Origin of the sequence: Rhizobium sp. Root491 (assembly GCF_001427205.1) — a bacterium.
GTDB lineage: Bacteria > Pseudomonadota > Alphaproteobacteria > Rhizobiales > Rhizobiaceae > Agrobacterium > Agrobacterium tumefaciens.
On the sequence record NZ_LMFF01000012.1, the window covers coordinates 560026 to 577207 of the forward strand.

At 57.4% G+C, this 17182-nt stretch carries 12 protein-coding genes and 1 tRNA gene; 4 read left to right on the forward strand and 9 right to left on the reverse strand.

What is annotated here, in order from left to right; translation table 11 throughout:
- The first annotated feature begins 220 nt into the window (after positions 1–220).
- Positions 221–517, forward strand: coding sequence for a hypothetical protein (locus ASD46_RS13595; RefSeq protein ID WP_013761805.1), 297 nt, complete (start codon positions 221–223; stop codon positions 515–517).
- Between the two features lie 115 nt (positions 518–632).
- Here the strand turns inward: ASD46_RS13595 and pbpC are convergent, their stop codons facing one another.
- From pbpC to ASD46_RS13625, 6 genes are all read right to left on the reverse strand, one after another.
- Positions 633–2711: a penicillin-binding protein 1C gene (gene pbpC, locus ASD46_RS13600; protein ID WP_060642426.1), complete on the reverse strand. Its 2079-nt coding sequence runs from the start codon at positions 2709–2711 to the stop codon at positions 633–635.
- Complete coding sequence (locus ASD46_RS13605; protein ID WP_060642427.1) at positions 2708–8152, reverse strand: alpha-2-macroglobulin family protein; 5445 nt, start codon at positions 8150–8152, stop codon at positions 2708–2710. The genes pbpC and ASD46_RS13605 overlap by 4 nt, the downstream gene beginning before the upstream one ends.
- Before the next feature lie 122 nt (positions 8153–8274).
- Positions 8275–8463, reverse strand: coding sequence for a Trm112 family protein (locus ASD46_RS13610; RefSeq protein ID WP_003511371.1), 189 nt, complete (start codon positions 8461–8463; stop codon positions 8275–8277).
- A gap of 10 nt (positions 8464–8473) precedes the next feature.
- Positions 8474–9145: an LON peptidase substrate-binding domain-containing protein gene (locus ASD46_RS13615; protein ID WP_003511372.1), complete on the reverse strand. Its 672-nt coding sequence runs from the start codon at positions 9143–9145 to the stop codon at positions 8474–8476.
- A gap of 68 nt (positions 9146–9213) precedes the next feature.
- Positions 9214–10182 carry a thioredoxin gene (trxA, locus tag ASD46_RS13620; protein ID WP_013761809.1) on the reverse strand — a complete coding sequence of 323 codons (969 nt, stop codon included), beginning with the start codon at positions 10180–10182 and terminating at the stop codon, positions 9214–9216.
- 54 nt (positions 10183–10236) lie between these two features.
- A complete protein-coding gene (locus ASD46_RS13625; protein WP_013761810.1) occupies positions 10237–10746 on the reverse strand; it encodes a prolyl-tRNA synthetase associated domain-containing protein in 510 nt (169 codons plus the stop codon).
- A 256-nt stretch (positions 10747–11002) separates the two neighbouring features.
- Between ASD46_RS13625 and ASD46_RS13630 the strand changes: the two genes are divergently transcribed.
- Positions 11003–11077 (forward strand) — tRNA-Gly (locus tag ASD46_RS13630).
- Positions 11078–12333: 1256 nt separating this feature from the next.
- Here ASD46_RS13630 and ASD46_RS13635 read toward each other — a convergent pair.
- The 3 genes from ASD46_RS13635 to ASD46_RS13645 form a co-directional block, all read right to left on the reverse strand.
- Positions 12334–14136 carry an AAA family ATPase gene (locus tag ASD46_RS13635; RefSeq protein ID WP_162248390.1) on the reverse strand — a complete coding sequence of 601 codons (1803 nt, stop codon included), beginning with the start codon at positions 14134–14136 and terminating at the stop codon, positions 12334–12336.
- A 137-nt stretch (positions 14137–14273) separates the two neighbouring features.
- The gene (locus tag ASD46_RS13640; protein ID WP_060642429.1) at positions 14274–14906 is read right to left on the reverse strand and encodes a hypothetical protein; all 633 of its coding nucleotides are present in this window, start codon (positions 14904–14906) and stop codon (positions 14274–14276) included.
- Between the two features lie 29 nt (positions 14907–14935).
- Positions 14936–15694, reverse strand: coding sequence for an XRE family transcriptional regulator (locus ASD46_RS13645; protein WP_162248391.1), 759 nt, complete (start codon positions 15692–15694; stop codon positions 14936–14938).
- A gap of 140 nt (positions 15695–15834) precedes the next feature.
- On the opposite strand from ASD46_RS13645, the gene ASD46_RS13650 reads away from it, so the two are divergent.
- A complete protein-coding gene (locus ASD46_RS13650) occupies positions 15835–16164 on the forward strand; it encodes a helix-turn-helix domain-containing protein (protein WP_060642431.1) in 330 nt (109 codons plus the stop codon).
- A gap of 286 nt (positions 16165–16450) precedes the next feature.
- Complete coding sequence (locus ASD46_RS13655) at positions 16451–17119, forward strand: hypothetical protein (RefSeq protein WP_060642432.1); 669 nt, start codon at positions 16451–16453, stop codon at positions 17117–17119.
- Positions 17120–17182 lie beyond the last annotated feature (63 nt).

Genomic DNA, 17182 nt, shown 5'->3' on the forward strand with positions numbered 1-17182 from the left:
CGCTTCACTGCTCGCCATGCGGCTCTAGTCCTAGACAAACATAATAGCTGTCCCGTTTCGGTCAGCGTGCACACCGGTATTTTCGAACGGCGACCGCATCGATTGGTCACGTTCGTTTTACCAATTAGCTCCGGTCTTTTGCGCGTTTGATCGGAAACACATCTCGTGCATCCACAAACAGCACCTATCTAAGATGCTCACACCCGATGAAGGAGACAGAATGATCAACGAATATGGCCCATACGTACAGATGGGAACGCTTGCAGAGCAGATGGCCACCAGATACCGGATGGACCCAAATCTCGCACTGGAACCGCACCTGTTGCACTATATGGAAGAAGTCGAGGTAAATATCGCCGCCGACAGCTTCGATCATGTTGGGTTCATGGACAAGATCCGCAGCCGGCTGGAAATGACACTGGCGAAGACCGTCGACCCTCGATGCAGAGAATTCCTGCATGCGGTTGTGGTCGCACTTCAGGAGCGTATCGATCGTCATTCACTCGACGTTGCGTGATCGCCGTTCCTCCTTCCACGTTGCATCAGGTCTCTGCAAATGAACTTCTATGACGCGGGCAAGAAGCTGCCTGCGACGCGGCGTTCAGCAGCGTGGTGCGCAAGCCGTCAAAAATTCACTCGATGAAAACGCGCACGCTCGAAGCGCGGCCATCGGCGTCTATCACGGTCAGCGTTGAAAACCCCTGCCCTTCCGGTCGCCATTCGCTGTTGCGGCGGAGCGAAGCATCCGGGAGCGGCCTGCCGTTGGCGAGCCAGCGGAAGGGCGCGCGGCCGCCTTGCAGCTTCAGCACTAGCGGCGAAATGCCTGACTGGCTGGAGAGCTCCACCCTAGCCCCTTCCGGTGGATAGACGATGCGCGGCGCGCTTTCGCGCCTTGAGGCCGAAAGCAGGCCGCTTGCGGTCAATGTGAAACGCCGCTGGTTGGCGGGAAGGTCGCTCACGGCCACCCGCGCGACGCCAGAAGGTGCAGCAGGCATTGGCGTGATCGCCACGCCGGATTTCTCGAAAGCCTCGAAGAGGATCGGGGCTGCCGTCGCATAACCGGCAATGCCCGGGACGGCGCCGTTATCGGCACGACCGACCCAGACGCCGATGACATGCCGCCCGTCATAACCTACCGACCAGGCATCACGGTAACCGTAGCTGGTGCCGGTCTTGTAGGCGATGCCGCGCTGCTTCATGCCGAGTGGCGGCAGCACACCGGACAGGATGTCGGAGACGTTCCAGATCGCAGCGTCGGCAAACAGCCGATCTCCGGCAAGCCGTTGCGGCGCGGAGCGCACACCGTCCCCCAGCCGCACAGGGTCGCCGCCGCCGGCAAGGCCCGCATAAAGCTGCACCAGATCAACCAGCGAAATACCAGCACCTCCTAGCGCAATGGCAAGGCCCGGCGCCTCGGTGGTGGGAAGCACGAGCTTCACGCCCACGCGGCGAAAACGCACCATCAGCGCAGATGGGCTGACAGCATCCAGAAGCTTTACGGCGGGCACATTGAGCGACAGTTGCAGTGCCTGCCTGATGCTGACATCACCCTGATAATGCATATCGAAATTACGCGGGCGGTAACCGGAAAAATCCGCCGGGCGATCCTCGATGATGGTTTCCTGCCCGATGAGACCATTTTCAAAGGCAAGGCCATAGATGAATGGCTTGAGAGTGGAGCCCGGCGAGCGCACGGCGCGGCTCATCTCCACGAAACCGCGCCTTGCAGTATCGAGATAATCAGCGGAACCAACTTCAGCCACAATATCACCGGTCTGCGCGTCGGCCATGACGATGGCGACGGAGACCTTTTCTGTCAGCTTTTCCGCTGCATGGCGGGCAACGGCTTCCAGTTCCCGCTGGATCGGCAATCTGAGCGTCGAGTGCGCCTCGGTGGCATTGGCAAACTTCACGCGTGCGGCAGCCGCCATATGCGGTGCATAGGCCGGCAGATCACGCCGGTTGGCGGGAACGGCTGCAAGGGTCGCCCGCTCTGCTTCGCCTTCACCCACCACGCGTTCCACGGCAAGGCGCTGCAAAACCCTCTCCCGCGCCTGCCTTGCCGCATCCGGAAAGCGGTCCGGTCGGCGTTTCTCCGGCAATTGCGGCAGCGCAACCAGAAGAGCCGCCTCCGCCGTGTCGAGCCGGGCGGGCTCCTTGCCAAACCAGGCGAGGCTTGCGGCACGAACACCCTCAAGATTGCCGCCATAAGGCGCGATATTCAGATAAAGATCGAGGATTTCCACCTTGTCGAGCCGTCTTTCGATCTGGAGCGCGCGCAATCCCTGCAGAAACTTCGCCGAAAACGACCGGTCGGTGCGCGGTTCGATCAGCCGCGCCACCTGCATGGAAAGCGTCGAGGCGCCGGAGACGATCCGGCCGTTGCTTGCCAATTGCCAGGCGGAGCGCAGCAGCGACCACGGGTCAATGCCGTGATGGTCGTAAAAACGCTGGTCCTCGTAAGCGATCAGCATGCGCAGGAACTGCGGATCGACTTCTGCAGCGCTGGTTTTCAGCCTCCAGCGGCCATCAGGTGTCGCAAATGCGCGCAGCAACCGCCCGTCTCTATCCAGCACCTCGAAGGACCGCTGCTGCGCAGCCTCCAGTGGTGGTGGATAGGCTTTGTCCAGCGCATCGAGACCGAAGGCCGCACCGCCTACAAGCAGAGCGGCCGACACGATGCCGACGATGATCGCCTTTTTTCGCCTCATGGGGTTGCCGAACGCACCTCCATGCGGCCCGTTGCCGTGCGGGCGGAAAATTGCGGCCGGTACATATCCTCGACCGAGGCCGCCGGATGATCATAAGTGCCCGGGGTGACGGCCCGGACCACATAGGCCAGCGTGATTTCCGAACTGTCGCCAGCCGTGCGATCGAAGGCCGCCACGAACCGGTCGTAGCGGAATTCGGTATGCGCAGCTTCGGTTTCCGGCAACCAGTCGAAATTCGAAAGGGCGGCAGAATTGACGAGGCTCGGATTGTCGATCTCGAAACCGGAAGGCAGAAGGTCAGTCACGAGAATGCGTGCTTGCCAGTCATTTTTAGGCGTGACATTCAGCACCGCCACGTAACGCTCGTTCTGCACCACCTCGCTCGCGTTCACCTCCTCGCCATCCATGGAATAATAGGTACGGGTAATGGTGAAGCCCTCGCCACCGGCGGCAAGCGGTTGTGCCGGGGGCGCGACCGTGGTGACCACCGCCGTGACCGGATCAGCCGACGCGTTGGCGATCTTCAAGGGTGCCGCCAGCAATTCGTCGCCGCTCATCCGCTTGCCGAAACCGCCGGTCTGCAAATCGCCGTTCACATCAAGACGGATATCCTTGTCCTCACCTTTGACGGCGCGGGCGGCAAGCAGCATCCATGCCTGTTCTTGGGTGCTGGTATAGGGTTTCTTTTCCCATTCCTTCGCCACGGCACCTGCAAGTTGCGGCACGACGGCAGGAACCGGACGGCTTTCCGCCGCAAGCGCCAGCGTCGCTGCGCCATCACGCAGGGCGGAACCGTAATCCGCCCTTGCGAAGCTAACCTTGGTGGCACGGCTCGCCATATCGAGCGAGGCACCGAACACAGTCTTCGCGCGTGCCTGATCTCCATAAAGCGAAAGGGCTGCGGCAACCTGCGCCTTGGCAAGCGGTGTGGGGAAATCGGCAAGCGCCGTATCCGCATAATATCTGAGATCGTTGATCGCCGCCTTGCGGTTGCGCGCCAGAACGTAAAGCGAATAGGCGATCTCGTTGCCCCGATCCTTGACGTTGCTATCGTAGGAAAGACCGTTTTGCAGGTTGCTCAAAGCCTGCACCATCGCCTGTTCGGGAACATCGTAACCCTGCTCGCGCGCACGGGTCAGGAAGTCGCTGATATAGGCATCCAGCCACAGATCTCCGTAACCGGGAGACCAGAGGCCGAAACTGCCGGAACTCGACTGGAAGGACAGCACCCGGTAGATCGCCTCCTGCACGCGGCGGCGGGTATCCGGGTCCTCGGCAATGCCGCTATCCTTGGTCATTTCCGAGAGATAAAGCAGCGGCAAAGCGCGGCTCGTCGTCTGCTCGGCGCAGCCGTAAGGATATTTGTCGAGCATCATCACCAGCGCCGGAATATCGAAGGCTGGCGAGCGTGTGACGTTGACGGCGACGGACGAACCGAGAAGCATGCTATCGGCCAGAAGGTCGCCATTGATCGTCAGGCTGCTATTGGGCGCGATCTTGATTTCACGCCGCGTCGTGACCGGCAGAACGGCTGGACGCACGGGAACATTCAATACCTGCTCCAGCGAAAGACCGGCGGCATTGGAGACCTTGATGGTGATTGCGCCATTGCCCGGCTGTTCGCCTGTTAACGGCACGGTCAGCGACGACTTGCCGCCCTTTTGCAGTGCCAGGGTCTGCGACATCTCACCCTGATCGACCGTAAGTGCCGTGTTGCTGGTCACATCCAGCCGGTAGTCGCCGGCATCGCCATCGGTATTGGCGATATCGAGCCGCAATTGCGAGACATCGCCGGGCGCGAGGAACTTCGGTGCACTGGCCGTCACCACCACGGGATCTCGAATGACGGCGTCGGAGACCGCATGTCCCACGCCCGTCTTCGTCCAGGCGACAGCCATGATGCGGGCCGTGCCGTTGAACTGAGGAATATCGAAGCTCACCGTCGCCTTGCCGTGTGCGTCAAGTTCGACAGGTCCCGAGAAGAAGGCCACGAGCTTTTCGGTGGGCGGGCTGCCCTGCAGTGCTGCGCCCCCGCCATCACCGCCCGTTCTCAGGCGACCGGTGGCGCCAAGCGAGCCGTCGATCAGGCGGCCATAGAGGTCGCGGATTTCCAGCCCCAGCCGTCGCTGACCGAAATACCATTCATCCGGCTTCGGCGGTTCATAGCGGGTGAGGTTCAATATGCCGACATCCACAGCCGCGACGATGACATAGGCCTTTTCGCCCACGCCCGCGCCGGCGACACTGATCGGAATTTCAAGCGGCTGACGCGGCAGCGTCTTCTGCGGCGCGCCTAGCGTTACCGCAAGCTTGCGCTCGGCGGGATCGACGGCAAGCCACTTGATGCCTATGGCGCGCATCGGCATGCGGCTTTCCTGCGCATCGCCCGGACGGAACAGCGTGGCCGTCACATACGCCCCCGCGCCCCATTCCTCGGTAACGGGAATGTCGATCTCGCCGCCATCCTCACCGATCTCAGCATTCTGCACGGAAATCAGCTTTTCCGAACCTGACGTGACCATCAGCTGACCGGCAAAACGCGACGATACCTTGAGTTTTGCGGTATCACCGATCTTGTAGTTTTGTTTGTCCAGCGCGATTTCCAGCGCATCCGGCGTCTCTGTCGAGCTTGCCTCGACGTAGAAACCAGCATCAAATTCGACGCTCGAAACCGGTGCGCCATTGCCGGCACCTTCCACTTCCAGCCTGTAGCGGCCCCAGGTGACAGGCACGGAAATCTCACCGCCATTGGCATCGACGGAAACCGTGCCGGTTTCGGTCTGTTTGGTATATTCCACCGGTTCGTACCGCCAGGAGTTACCCTGACGATACCATTGATAGTTTCGCTCTACCTTGATCAGCTTCCAGCTGAGGCCACTCATCGCCTGTTTCGCGCCATCAGCTGTCACGCCGATAATGTGGAAACGGCCAACGGAATTCTGGGCGAGATCACCCGAAAACTGCGGTTTGATGCCGATGACAGGTGCTTGCGCCTTCACCGGCAGCGTCAGAGATCGTTCGACGGCGCGGCCACCGGCCTCGCGCATCCGAACGGTGATGTTGGCGGAAAGCAGCTGCGTGGTGGAAGGCAAATCCGTCAGATCGACATTGAAGCTTGCCTTGCCTTCTTCGTCCAGCGCCGGAAGATCGGCAAGCGCGGTGCGATTTTCCTCTTCGCTTTCCTCATCCGCTAGACCGAAGAAATAACCCTCGAAGTCGGTACTCGTCCGGGTCGGCTTGACGGCGACCTCACCTTCCAGCGTCAGGCCAGCTGCGGGCGCGCCGTAGAGATAACGGCCATCGACGTCGATTGCCGTTTCCGCGCCCGGCTCGATCTGTTTCACCTTGCTGGAGAGATCAAATTCGGTGCGATCAGGCACGAAATCATCGACCAGAAAGCTCTTTTCGCTGATCGCAGCCGTTTTCGGATCGGTATGAATGCGCAGCGTCCAGGTGCCGCGCATGGCATTCGCCTGCAAGGGCAGATCGACCGCATGGCCGCCGAGCGCCTTGCCGTCACTCACGAAACGCCGGTCCTCGACGCCATCAGGACGCGAGAAGATGAAGGTCAGCGGCAGATCCTCGATCGCCTTGCCGTCAACATCACGGGCCAGCGCTGCCGCGTGCACGGTCTCGCCGGCGCGGTAGATGCCGCGCTCTGTCCAGCTGAACACGTCGATGGCGCCGGGGGCCGCGCGGCCAGTCACACCACGGTCGGAAAGATCGAAACCGGCGCGCGTCATGTCCAGAAAGACGTAGTCCTTGTCGCCGTTGCGCGCTGTGAGGATGGCTGGCGCCTGCGCCGCTGTGCCACGCATCAGGCCTGCCGAAAATACTGCCCTGCCGTCTGCATCCGTCTTTGCAGTGCCGAGCACTTCGTTGTTCTTGGCGAGCAATTGCAAGTCCACCCCGCCAAGCGGTGCGGCGCTGCCGAGCGAGCGCACGAATACGTTCAGGCCATCGGTGCCGGCATAGGTGGTGATGCCCGTATCGGAAACGAGGAACCACTGCGTGGCGCGCGAATCCCATGTCTCCGGTGCGGTGCCGGGCGGTACGGCGGTCAGCACATAGATGCCGGGCTTCCGCTCCGGCAAGGCTTCGTCCACCGGAAAGCTCGTCACTACGTCCTTGTTGAGGTCCGGCTGAATGTCTATCGAACCTTGCCAGACCAGCTCGCCGAGCTCGTTTTCAATACGGTCGGCGTTGTAACCGTCCATCTGCGTCAAAAACTGCGAGTTTGCCAAGACCGACGTGATGTTACGGTCGCCAATACGGTAAAGCTTCAGATCGGCCTTTTCGGCATTGACCGAAACAATGGGAATGCCGCGCCGCGCCGTGCCCGGCAGCACGAAGTTCTCGCCGGTGAAGCGGACGCTCGCTGCACGGTCACGCACGTAGATATCGAGATCGACCTGCTTTTCCAGCGGTTCTTCCACCGAGGACGGCAGGCCGGCGCGGAACGCAATCTTGTAACGCTGACCATGGGTCAGCCCCTCGACGCAAATCTCACTGCCCTTCGCCTCGATCGCCTTGGGTGCAGCACCATCCAATGTGACGAAAGAGGAATAATCGACACCGTTCTTCACCAGCGGTTCGGAAAACTGCACGCATGCGCGCGGGCTGACACTATCCGTATCAATCGTATTGTTGATGACGCGGAATCCCTGGCGCGTGCGCAGATCGGCATAGGCCGCCTTCGTCTGCGCATTATCGGAAAGTGTGAGGCTCTCCTTATAGGCATTAAGCGCCGCGCGATAATTCTGGGTCTTTTCGAAAGCCTGGGCCAGCCGGTTCAACGCCTCGGTGCGGGCACTGACCGTGCGGCTCAACTGATAGGCATTGATGGCAGCGGAAGCGGCCTGGCCCGCAATCGCGTAATTGTCGGCAACCTGCGCCGCCCTTTGCGAAAATTCGGCCCAGAGAGCACCGTCATCGGGCGAAATCGCAAGAGCCGCCTTGTAGGTTTCGATCGCGTCGGCTGCCGCCTGCTGCCTTGCCGTTTGCAGCAGGTTCTCCAGTCCCTGGCTCTGCTGCTCCGCGCTTGCCGCAAGGCCCGATTTCAGCCGGCGCGCTTCCTGCTGCAGGCTATCAGTCACGAAAGAAAGACGCTGCGGTGCACCGATATCGGCTTCAGCGACAACCTGCACGATCTTGCCGGCGACGGCACCGGGGAAGGCATTGAGCTGATTGAAATCCGATTTAAGGAAACACCATTGCACCTTGGGATTGTAGGTGAACGCCTTGCAGGCGGTATCGCCGACGCAAATCTCGCCGCACTGCTCAAGCGAGACATTCTGCTCGGTTCTGAGATCGAACCCGAAATAATCGCCATTTTTGGTGGTAACCACCTTGCGGGAAGGTTCCGCCGCCACAGCTGGAATAAAAGTAATGGCGGTTGAGACCGCAATCAACGAGATCCGGACGAGCGCGCGCAACGACATCAGTTTTCTCCCCGCAACAGACATGTCGGGCGGGACTCTGGTCAAATCCACGCACGGTTGTCAACGCATCATCGTCAATTTGCGACGTGACACTGTGGAGAGAGCGGCAGGCAGGGCTAACGCTAGTCTTCTAATTTGCGCGCTTCGGAAATCAGCATGATCGGCACCCCGTCGCGGATGGGGTAGGCGAGCCCTGCGCTTTCGGACACCAGCTCGTTGCGGGCGCGATCGTAGGAAAGACGTCCCTTCGTCAAGGGGCAAACCAGCAGCTCAAGCAGCTTGGGATCGGCATTGCTCATCCTGTCGTCCATGGCGGCGATCCTACTGCAGCACAGTACCGGCCTCGCCCGAGCCCTGGGCAAGAACGATCTCGGTGATGGCGATCAATGTTTCGGCCCGCGTCCTCAGGTCAGGCGCTTCCAGCAGCGCCTGCTTTTCGGCGGGACCAAAGGGAGACATCATGGAAAGCGAATTGACGAGGACACGATTGCCTGCGCGCTCCACGCTTTCCCAATCGGCTTCCAGCTGGTTCGCATCCAGAAACGCGCGGAACACCCGCAGCAGATTTTCGCGGTCCACAGCGTCCTCATCATACTCGCCGGAAAGATCGGCGATGAAGGGCGCGTGCCGGAAACTGCGATAGGGCTTGCCCACATCCACCTCTTCCAGCAGGCGGAAGCGGCAGATGCCGGTGAGCGAAATGACATAACGCCCATCCCCGGTTTCCGAAAAGGAAGTTATGCGACCAAGACATCCGACAGCGCTCAAAGGACCACCATCATGCCCCCCCTCAATGACGTGAAGGGCCGGCTGCACCATGCCGATGACCCGGTGGCCGGCCAGTGCCATATCAATCATGGCGAGGTATCTAGGCTCGAAGACATTGAGCGGCAGGTGGCCTTCCGGCAAAAGCAACGCGCCCGACAATGGAAATACCGGCACAGTTTCCGGCAAATCATTGTTCTTCACATATCTCGCATTTCCGACATGCATGGGATCAAGCCCCCTGTTCACCGCTGCCCGGCCGGCGGATCAACCGCCATGGCCGGGATATGCCCGCATTACGAAAACAAGATCGACGAAAGCTTCCGGCGCCCGGCCACACTTGCCGGATCCTTGAAGCCCCAGGCCTCGAAAAACTCCAGAAGCTGGCGGCGCGCGCCGTCATCATCAAAGGTTCTGTCCTTGCGCATGACATAGAGCAGATGATCCGCTGCCTCATCCCGCCGCCCTTGAGCGTTGAGGACCTTGGCAAGCTTCACACGAGCCTCGTAATTATCGGGATCGAGCGCGAGATCACGTTCCAGCGCCACCGGGTCGCCAATCTTGCGGGCTTCTTCATATTGCGCGATCTTTTTCGAGACGAGCTGAATGCCAGCATCTGCGGCCACTTCCGCCGGCAGGGACGAGAGGAGTTCGCTTGCCCGTTCATATTGTCCAACGGCAATCATGCATTCGGCAATACCAGCGATTGCGGCGGCGTTTTCGGGATCGGCCTGCATAACCGCGCCGAACAATTGTGCCGCGCCATTATGATCGCCATCCGCCAGAAGCTGCTTTGCCTCTGCCAGAACCGCTTCGATCTCAGCCTTCGGATCACCCGCATCAGGTCCGGCGATCTTGTCGATGAACTGCTTGATCTGGCTTTCCGGTACCGCGCCCATGAAGCCATCCACCGGCCTGCCATCCAGGAAAGCAACGATGGCGGGAATGGACTGGATGCCGAGTTGTCCTGGAATAGACGGGTGATCGTCGATATTCAGTTTCACAAGCTTCACGCGGCCATTCGCCTCGTTTACTGCCTTTTCGAGAACCGGCGTCAGCTGCTTGCATGGGCCGCACCACGGTGCCCAGAAATCCACCAGAACCGGCTGGTGGCGCGATTCCTCGAGAACATCCTTGGAGAAGGCCGCCGTTGTGGTGTCCTTGATGTGACCGGAAGACGCGCCGTTCAGCTCCCCGCTATATTGCGCGTTGCCGGACATCTGCCCGCCGTAGGAACTGCCGTAAGGATTGTTCGTGCCGCTCATGCCGGTCTCCCGTAATCTCTGTCGTATTGTCTTGGTTGAAGCAAAGATCGTATCTCACTCGCTGACTTTCAAGACAAGCGGCGTGTGGCCGGTCGCCTCCAGGAAGCGAATGAGGTCTTTGTTTCCTATCGTCGTCGTCTGGTCGTTGGAAAGCGGGTGACCGTTGATAAGCTCGTTTTCCAGAAGATCGCTGTCGAGTACGAAGGTGACCTGCCCACCCGTGTCGTTGATGGCGCCGAAAACCGTGACAGATCCCGGCACGACACCCAGATATTCAAGCATTTTTTCCGGCCTGCCGAAGGATACGCGGCTTGCCGCGCCAATCGTCTTGTGAACGCTTTTCAGATCGACGACCGCGTTCTCCTCAACGGTCAGAACGAAATATTGATCCTTCTTGTCCTTCACAAAAAGGTTCTTCGTGTGGCCGCCCGGGATTAGATCACGCAACGACTGGGATTCAGCAACGGTGTAGACCGGCTCATGCTGTTTTGTCTTATGCTCGATGCCGAGCCCGTCCAGAAACGCGAACAAGTCCGCTGCCGTCTTCGGAGAATTTTCCGCCATATCCTGCCGCCTGCCTTTGCCGATTCCGATATCCTCTCCGTCATGATTAAGGGGGCAACCGCGGCTTGGCAACGCGTGAAAAAGCGACGGCGCGAAAATTCCCAATCATTTCCGCCGCTTGTCGCATTTCTCAAAGAAATTTTCGCGTTTTTGTCATTTCCCTGTTGCATTCCAAAATCGATTGAGCGATATAGCGCCCGTCGCCGCATTGCGGTGGCCCACGGTTCAGCGTACTACCCCGGACCGATGGATTTGAGCGGGTGTAGCTCAGGGGTAGAGCACAACCTTGCCAAGGTTGGGGTCGAGGGTTCAAATCCCTTCGCCCGCTCCAAATTTCCCAGAACACAGTTATTTGCGTTATTTCGATTGCTTATGAAGACGCCGCTCCCGGTCTGTCGGCTTGGCGTGCATGATTTTTATCGGGCGACGTGTAATCAGGCGGAACTTTTGGCAAGGATATCCATTCTTGACGCGAGGCTCCTAACCTCAGTTCCCCTCTGAATTGCCCGCCGCGAGCGGGCATTTTTTTGTCACCCCGTGAAAATACCATTTGGCACAGGGAACAGCTCCCGGGCGCATCGCGTTTTCCTGCGTTGGTCAACACGAGGGGATAGCTCATGTCCATAAATCTCAGACGAACTTGTGTGGTTGCCGTATTTGCCGTCCTGTCCATCCCGGCTGCCTCTTTCGCTGCCGACATGATCAATTACGGAAGGGAAACGGCCCCGAAATACAAAGTGCACCATCATCCACGTGCCGTTGCAAATGTCTATGCTGCCGGCGCGCCCTTACGCTGCAACGATAATATCGTGTCTTACCGCTCCCCTTACGAGCGGCATACGGAAGTGGTTACTCTCTGCCATCCGCCGCTAAACTGGCAAACAGAGTCTTCTACCGCAACAATATGGTCGCCTTGATCTTGTCATAATTCATTTGATGTGCTTTTGTTCGCTCGCCCTTGTGGGAGGGGGTAAAGGTTGAGACCCGCTGGCTGTTTCGATACGGCAAGCGGGTTTCCCTTTTTTTGGCGTCCGGCCAGCCACAGGCAGTGCGAGTGTACTTTGTCACCACTGACTGGAATCCGTGGGAATATCCGGGAATATGCGGGAAATGGCGAGAAAGTCTCATAAATCAAAGACTTCCAAAGGAACTCAGGATCACCATTAACAACCGAGTTTGACAAGCGTGCGCCGCGCTCTACGAAAAGCCATGGCAAGAACAGCGAAAACTCGAACGGTCCTCAACAAGTCTTCAAAATAGCTATATCGGCCTTTTAGGAGCCTTTAAATCCAGGAAAACCGGGATTTCGAAAATCGTGGCAAACTGTGCGCCAATGCTCCGACTAACATTGAGGAGGATCCAATTTCCAATTTTAAGATGGAAATCGATACCATCTTTACCCAAAGACCAATATTAAATAACAAAATCAATAAGAAAGCTGCCGAAACCGCCTCTCCACAAGATGGAAGGCGGCTTTTGTGTTCCTGCAAAGCCAAACCAGGATGCGTGTTCTTCTCGCACTCCATCCCAGAGAGCGAAGAACTGTCCATCGAGGCAGCGGTGGTCCCATGATAAAGCGAACAAGCCTCAACGGTCTTGGATCGCTTTCATCAGCAAAGGTAACTCGACAGGAATCATCCTACATCTTCGAAGGCATTTTATAAGCCGGCGCGGATTAAGATGCTGCGGGCCGAGAAACGCCTTCTGCATAATGGGAAGCAAGTCATGCCCACGGTGATCGATTACCCAATTGGGAAGCAGCAGCTTTTGCCCAGTAGTGTACGAGGTTTGCCTCTTGCCCTGCCCAGCAAGCGAGGCCTCGGAGGCCTCTACGGTCGCCGTAATCGCGTCAACGATGAACTGGAGAGTCGTTTCGGACTGCGTCCGGAGCAAGTGCTCATCGCCAGACGTCAGTTCTACACCAGGGATTTTTGGAGCTTGGTTCTCCTCGAGTAGAAGTGCGTAGACTACAAGCGGATCAAGGAGATAATTTTCAAAGCTGTAGCGGCCAATCGGAAAAATTCTATCTGTGCCTACCGCGCCACCGTCGCGGTCAATGATACCGCAGAACATTCGATCCAAGGGTTCTCCGTCAAGCTTTTCAACCCACTTGGCCACGACGGTCGAGCCCCCTGATATTTTCGATGCGTTCGCTCCAATGGAAACTGGAAGAAAAGCCAGCGCCGGCGAAGGGGGCAGAGCCATCGGGTCGCGCGTCGCACCACTGCTGGAAAGGAGATCTTGGATCGCGACGTAAAATTCCACGTCATCCGCATCTTCAACAAAACAGAATTTAGTTGTCTTCGTCACTGTAACGAGGCCAGCCGTCAGGATCGAAATTATATCGGATCGCGAGGACACTGGCCTTACAGCTTGCGAGCCTCGTTCGAGCTCGAACACTGCATCGATAGGCGCGAGCGCCACGGTAGATGGTGAGTGAGAAGTCATAATAACCCGAACGCCGTACTTCTTCACCAGTGTTTCAGAAATCACATCAAGGAATTGGGTTGTCATCGAAGGGTGCAGATGCGCGTCGGGCTCATCCAATAAGAGAAGCTTGGGAAAGATGCCTGATTTTCCAGCCGTGAACAGCCAGAGGACAAGCTGGAGAAGAACCTTTTCGCCCGAGGAAAGGTCGATTGCGTTGATGGTAGTTCCGCTTTGGGTATCCCGTAGCTTAAGCTCGTATGCCGACAGGATGGGAGTTTCCTCTGGAGAAACGACGACATAAGGAAAGCCTGCGACCTTAAGCGTGTCGTTCACCACGTCCCACGGTGCGGGTCCGAGCGGTTTTCCATTTCGATCAATTCCGGGTGTACGCTGTTCAAGTGCCTCCAATGCTTTGAGCCTGTAGGCGACAAATAGCTGGTTGATCCCGCTCGTGATATCTATGTCGTCTATCGCAAATTCGAAATCGTCAGGGAAGATTTCTTCCAAAGTTTCGTTCGTGATTCCGTAAGGCGACCTAGAACCGAGGCGCTTAAGTACCTTACTTAATTTAATAGCCCCGTCGATTTGATAACGGTTTGCTTGCGGGTTATGAGCCAAACTTACCAGTTGGCTACGAATATTGGGTATCTCGGCAACTGAGGAGGGCACGCCACCTGAAAACTTCCCTGAACTCGGTACATAAGCGATTTCGTGCGCTTCATACGTCACCCCGGCAGTGTTTACTATAACCGGCAGCGGTTCATCCCTGCCGGGCCTGTGGTACGCTCCACTGAAATGATAGGCTAGCAATTCTAATATCTGAGTCTTGCCTGATCCGTTCCGTCCCGTGAGAATCGCGAAGTCTGGAATGTTGTTCCACACTACGTTGCTAATCGACTTATAGCTGGCGCCGTCTCGCGGAGAAACCGCGAGCGAGAATTCCGATACGACACTATCCACGTGAGTCCCCCGAATCACTATCCCAATTTGAATCACTGCGCGATTTTTGGAACTTATCAACCACCTGCTACAACCTCGAAGTAAAGAGACTTCACCAAAGTTCGAGAGAGAAGCAGCTTTAATCCTGTTAGCCAGCACTAAGAAGTGGCCGTCCTAAGGACGGCTACGCAAATGTCTTCGATTGTTTTGACTTCGGACTTGATTTTTTGATCCATCGGGTTGCTATCCGCATCAGGATAGCCCGCCCAGACCGTGCCCTCAATTATTCGCGTGAGCTCAGGATTTCCAGTCCCATCGTCCGCAGCCTGCGCGTCAACGTAGACGCGCACCACATGGAATTGATGGTTCAGTTGAGCTAGCGCTGTCTCAAGCTCCTCACTAAAAAGCGCTCGGGCCATCGGCTGACATTCCTCGAGCTTTTTACGATCATCTGCCGCTGCATCAAGTCGGTCGTAATACGCTGTTTTAGTTCTAAGCCTCTTTTGGCTACCGGATACGGTTCCATCCCAAAGCCCTGCCTCTTTTAAACGCTCCTCAGCTTGATTTAATTCATATGCCCACATTGCGGGGTTGCGGACATATCCGAGGCTGCGCCTGACGTTGTAAGTCGCAACTAGAATCCGCTCTGCCTGCTCGATTTTACGCTCCTCGAGCTTTTGAGCTTTCCATTTTGCAATACTATTTGTTCCAAGGTACGCTGCAACTAATATAGCGATAGCGCTAGCTACCGAGCCAATGCCTTGGAGAAAATCTCCAATAGCGGTCAGCATCTCGATGCTACAATTCAAGTTCGCCTACCTCAAATCGGTTTCCAAGACCAAATTACCCGCCCGATCACTTTGACAGTGTTCAACTCGTGTCTGTGCAAGATGATCGGTGCGTATTGCATCGCATTGTTGTCGGACCGCCACTCCAGCGTCTCTATACCGACCCACAGCGCTCGTTTTACGTAAAGATCACCATTGATGGAAACTACATAAACCTTGTCGTCCGAAGGCTCTTGGTCCGCTTGAGGTTGGCTTGTATCAATTACGGCAAAATCCCCATGGGCCAATGTCGGCAACATGCTATCGCCTTTCACCTCCAAGAGGCGAATATATTTACGTCGAATGCGCAGCACTTTTGCGGCCAAGGCGTCCATGTCCAAATCGATGCCATTGGACTCGTTGAGAACAGTGGCACCGGGACCCGCCGAAGCTTTTAACGGGAGAAATTTGATCGTCGGCGCCGGCGGCGGATCGAAGGTTTCACGAACCATCTCTGCCGCGTTCGCTGCAACAGATTTCATTTCTTCCACGGCACGGAATATGAGCGTTTCAGCCGCTAGACCTTTTTCCTGCGGTTGGCCTAGATATTTCGGCCCGACGCCCGTTAACACCCAGCCTGGGTTAATTCCAAACTTGTCGAATCCAAGCAAGGTTTCTCCGTTCGGAGTTCCTTCCCCTCTCTCGATTTTCTGCCATCCGCGCAGGGACATGCCAAGTTTGTCGGCTATCTCCTGTTGAGACAATCCGTTTTCGTCGCGCACCAATTTGGCTCGCGCGCCAATGTCGGTCACAGCAAAATTACCCATCAATCAACATAAGCACTTTTGTGCTTGCAATAAGCATAAAAGTGCTTATACCTTTCTGTGTTCGCAGAATTAGTAACCCCGAAAAAGGAGGCCGGTCAGGGCCTCCCTTCTGGAAGGAATCCTTTATGCACCGTGTCTCTGACGGCGGCAAGACAAGCCGTGCCGAACGCCGAAGGCTGGAAGAAATTGCCCGTATTAAAGGCAAGCTCATCGTCGCCAAAATTACGCTTGCCGAGATCGACAAGAAATACTGCCTGCCGACCGGTACAGCCGGCAATGCCGTTCACGAGCCACACGCTGCTGGTGAACGCGCAATCGCGGCGGCCCTGAACACCCGGCCGCACCTTCTCTGGTTCTCCCGTTATCACGGCGATGGCAGCAGGCTCAGCCCGCAGCCGTCGGAGAATTACCGGAACGGCCGTCGTGCCGCCGAAGCGGAGCAAGCCGCAGCATGAAGCGTGGAACGGTTCGGGATTGCTGCTCTAGCCTACCGCACGAGTGCAAGGCGTTCGTTCGCCCCGGCTGTCAGTCCCAATCTCTCGGCCGCTCCACACCCCGACAATCGCCGATCAGCAGTCACCTCACAATGACGAAACCGCATGCCAATTTCGACATCCCGATTTTCATTCCGGCCCGCTCTCGCGTGTGCCGGTGGGCCGAAACCCTGCTGATTTTTAGTCCTGCGTTCTCAGGCGTTTCGGCCGTCTTTTTCACCATCCTCAAAAACTCTGGAGCAGCTCAATGACCGCAGCAGTTCGCAACTACGTCGCCGTGCCTTTCTTTGACCGTGTCCCGCCACGCATCATGGACTTGGTCATCACCACTTTCGACAACATCGTCGAGCGCGGGCAGTCAGTCCGTGAAGCCTATTATTTCTTCGGCAACGCCGTGAAAAAGCGCAATCTCGAAGGGCCAACGTTTGACGACTTCGCTAACTGGCACGAACGCGTCAAAAACGGCCTGATCGATCGCCCGCATCCTTCCGACGTGCTTCTTTTCACGCCTTCGCCGAAAACAGTAGAAGAGCGCGAAGTCAAACAACCGCACGCCGTTGCCTGCGTCGTTGATCTTGAAGCTGTCGATACCGAACGTTTGCGGCAGGCCCGCGCCATCGTAAAGGCCGCGTACGATTTCAACCAGGCCAAGCTGGCAGCCGGTTACGCCCCTGCATCCATCCTGCTCGATGACACTGTCCTGCAGGAAGCCCTGCAGGAAGTCCTCTGTGCAGAGGCGAGCGCCACCGTCATGGACGCCGATGTCCACATGACACCTGGAAACAAGCTGGTCGATCTCCTTCTTGGCGAAGGCGATGAAGATATCGACGCCAAGCTTGTCGATTGCCTCACCATGGACATGCAGCCCGAGCTTTGCCGCCTCCTCTCGCAGTCAGAGGCCGCCAAATCCTGCTGATTTCCCGAACCGTCGCTCTGTTACCCCCATGGAGCGACGCCAGATGCCGGGGCGGCCAAAATC

Coding starts and splice junctions, on each gene's coding strand:
- ASD46_RS13595 (WP_013761805.1), top strand. CDS start 221: ATGATCAACGAATATGGCCCATACGTACAGATGGGAACGCTTGCAGAG.
- ASD46_RS13650 (WP_060642431.1), top strand. CDS start 15,835: ATGCACCGTGTCTCTGACGGCGGCAAGACAAGCCGTGCCGAACGCCGA.
- ASD46_RS13625 (WP_013761810.1), bottom strand. CDS start 10,746: ATGGCGGAAAATTCTCCGAAGACGGCAGCGGACTTGTTCGCGTTTCTG.
- ASD46_RS13610 (WP_003511371.1), bottom strand. CDS start 8,463: ATGGACGACAGGATGAGCAATGCCGATCCCAAGCTGCTTGAGCTGCTG.
- pbpC (WP_060642426.1), bottom strand. CDS start 2,711: ATGAGGCGAAAAAAGGCGATCATCGTCGGCATCGTGTCGGCCGCTCTG.
- ASD46_RS13655 (WP_060642432.1), top strand. CDS start 16,451: ATGACCGCAGCAGTTCGCAACTACGTCGCCGTGCCTTTCTTTGACCGT.
- ASD46_RS13640 (WP_060642429.1), bottom strand. CDS start 14,906: ATGCTGACCGCTATTGGAGATTTTCTCCAAGGCATTGGCTCGGTAGCT.
- trxA (WP_013761809.1), bottom strand. CDS start 10,182: ATGAGCGGCACGAACAATCCTTACGGCAGTTCCTACGGCGGGCAGATG.
- ASD46_RS13615 (WP_003511372.1), bottom strand. CDS start 9,145: ATGCATGTCGGAAATGCGAGATATGTGAAGAACAATGATTTGCCGGAA.
- ASD46_RS13605 (WP_060642427.1), bottom strand. CDS start 8,152: ATGTCGTTGCGCGCGCTCGTCCGGATCTCGTTGATTGCGGTCTCAACC.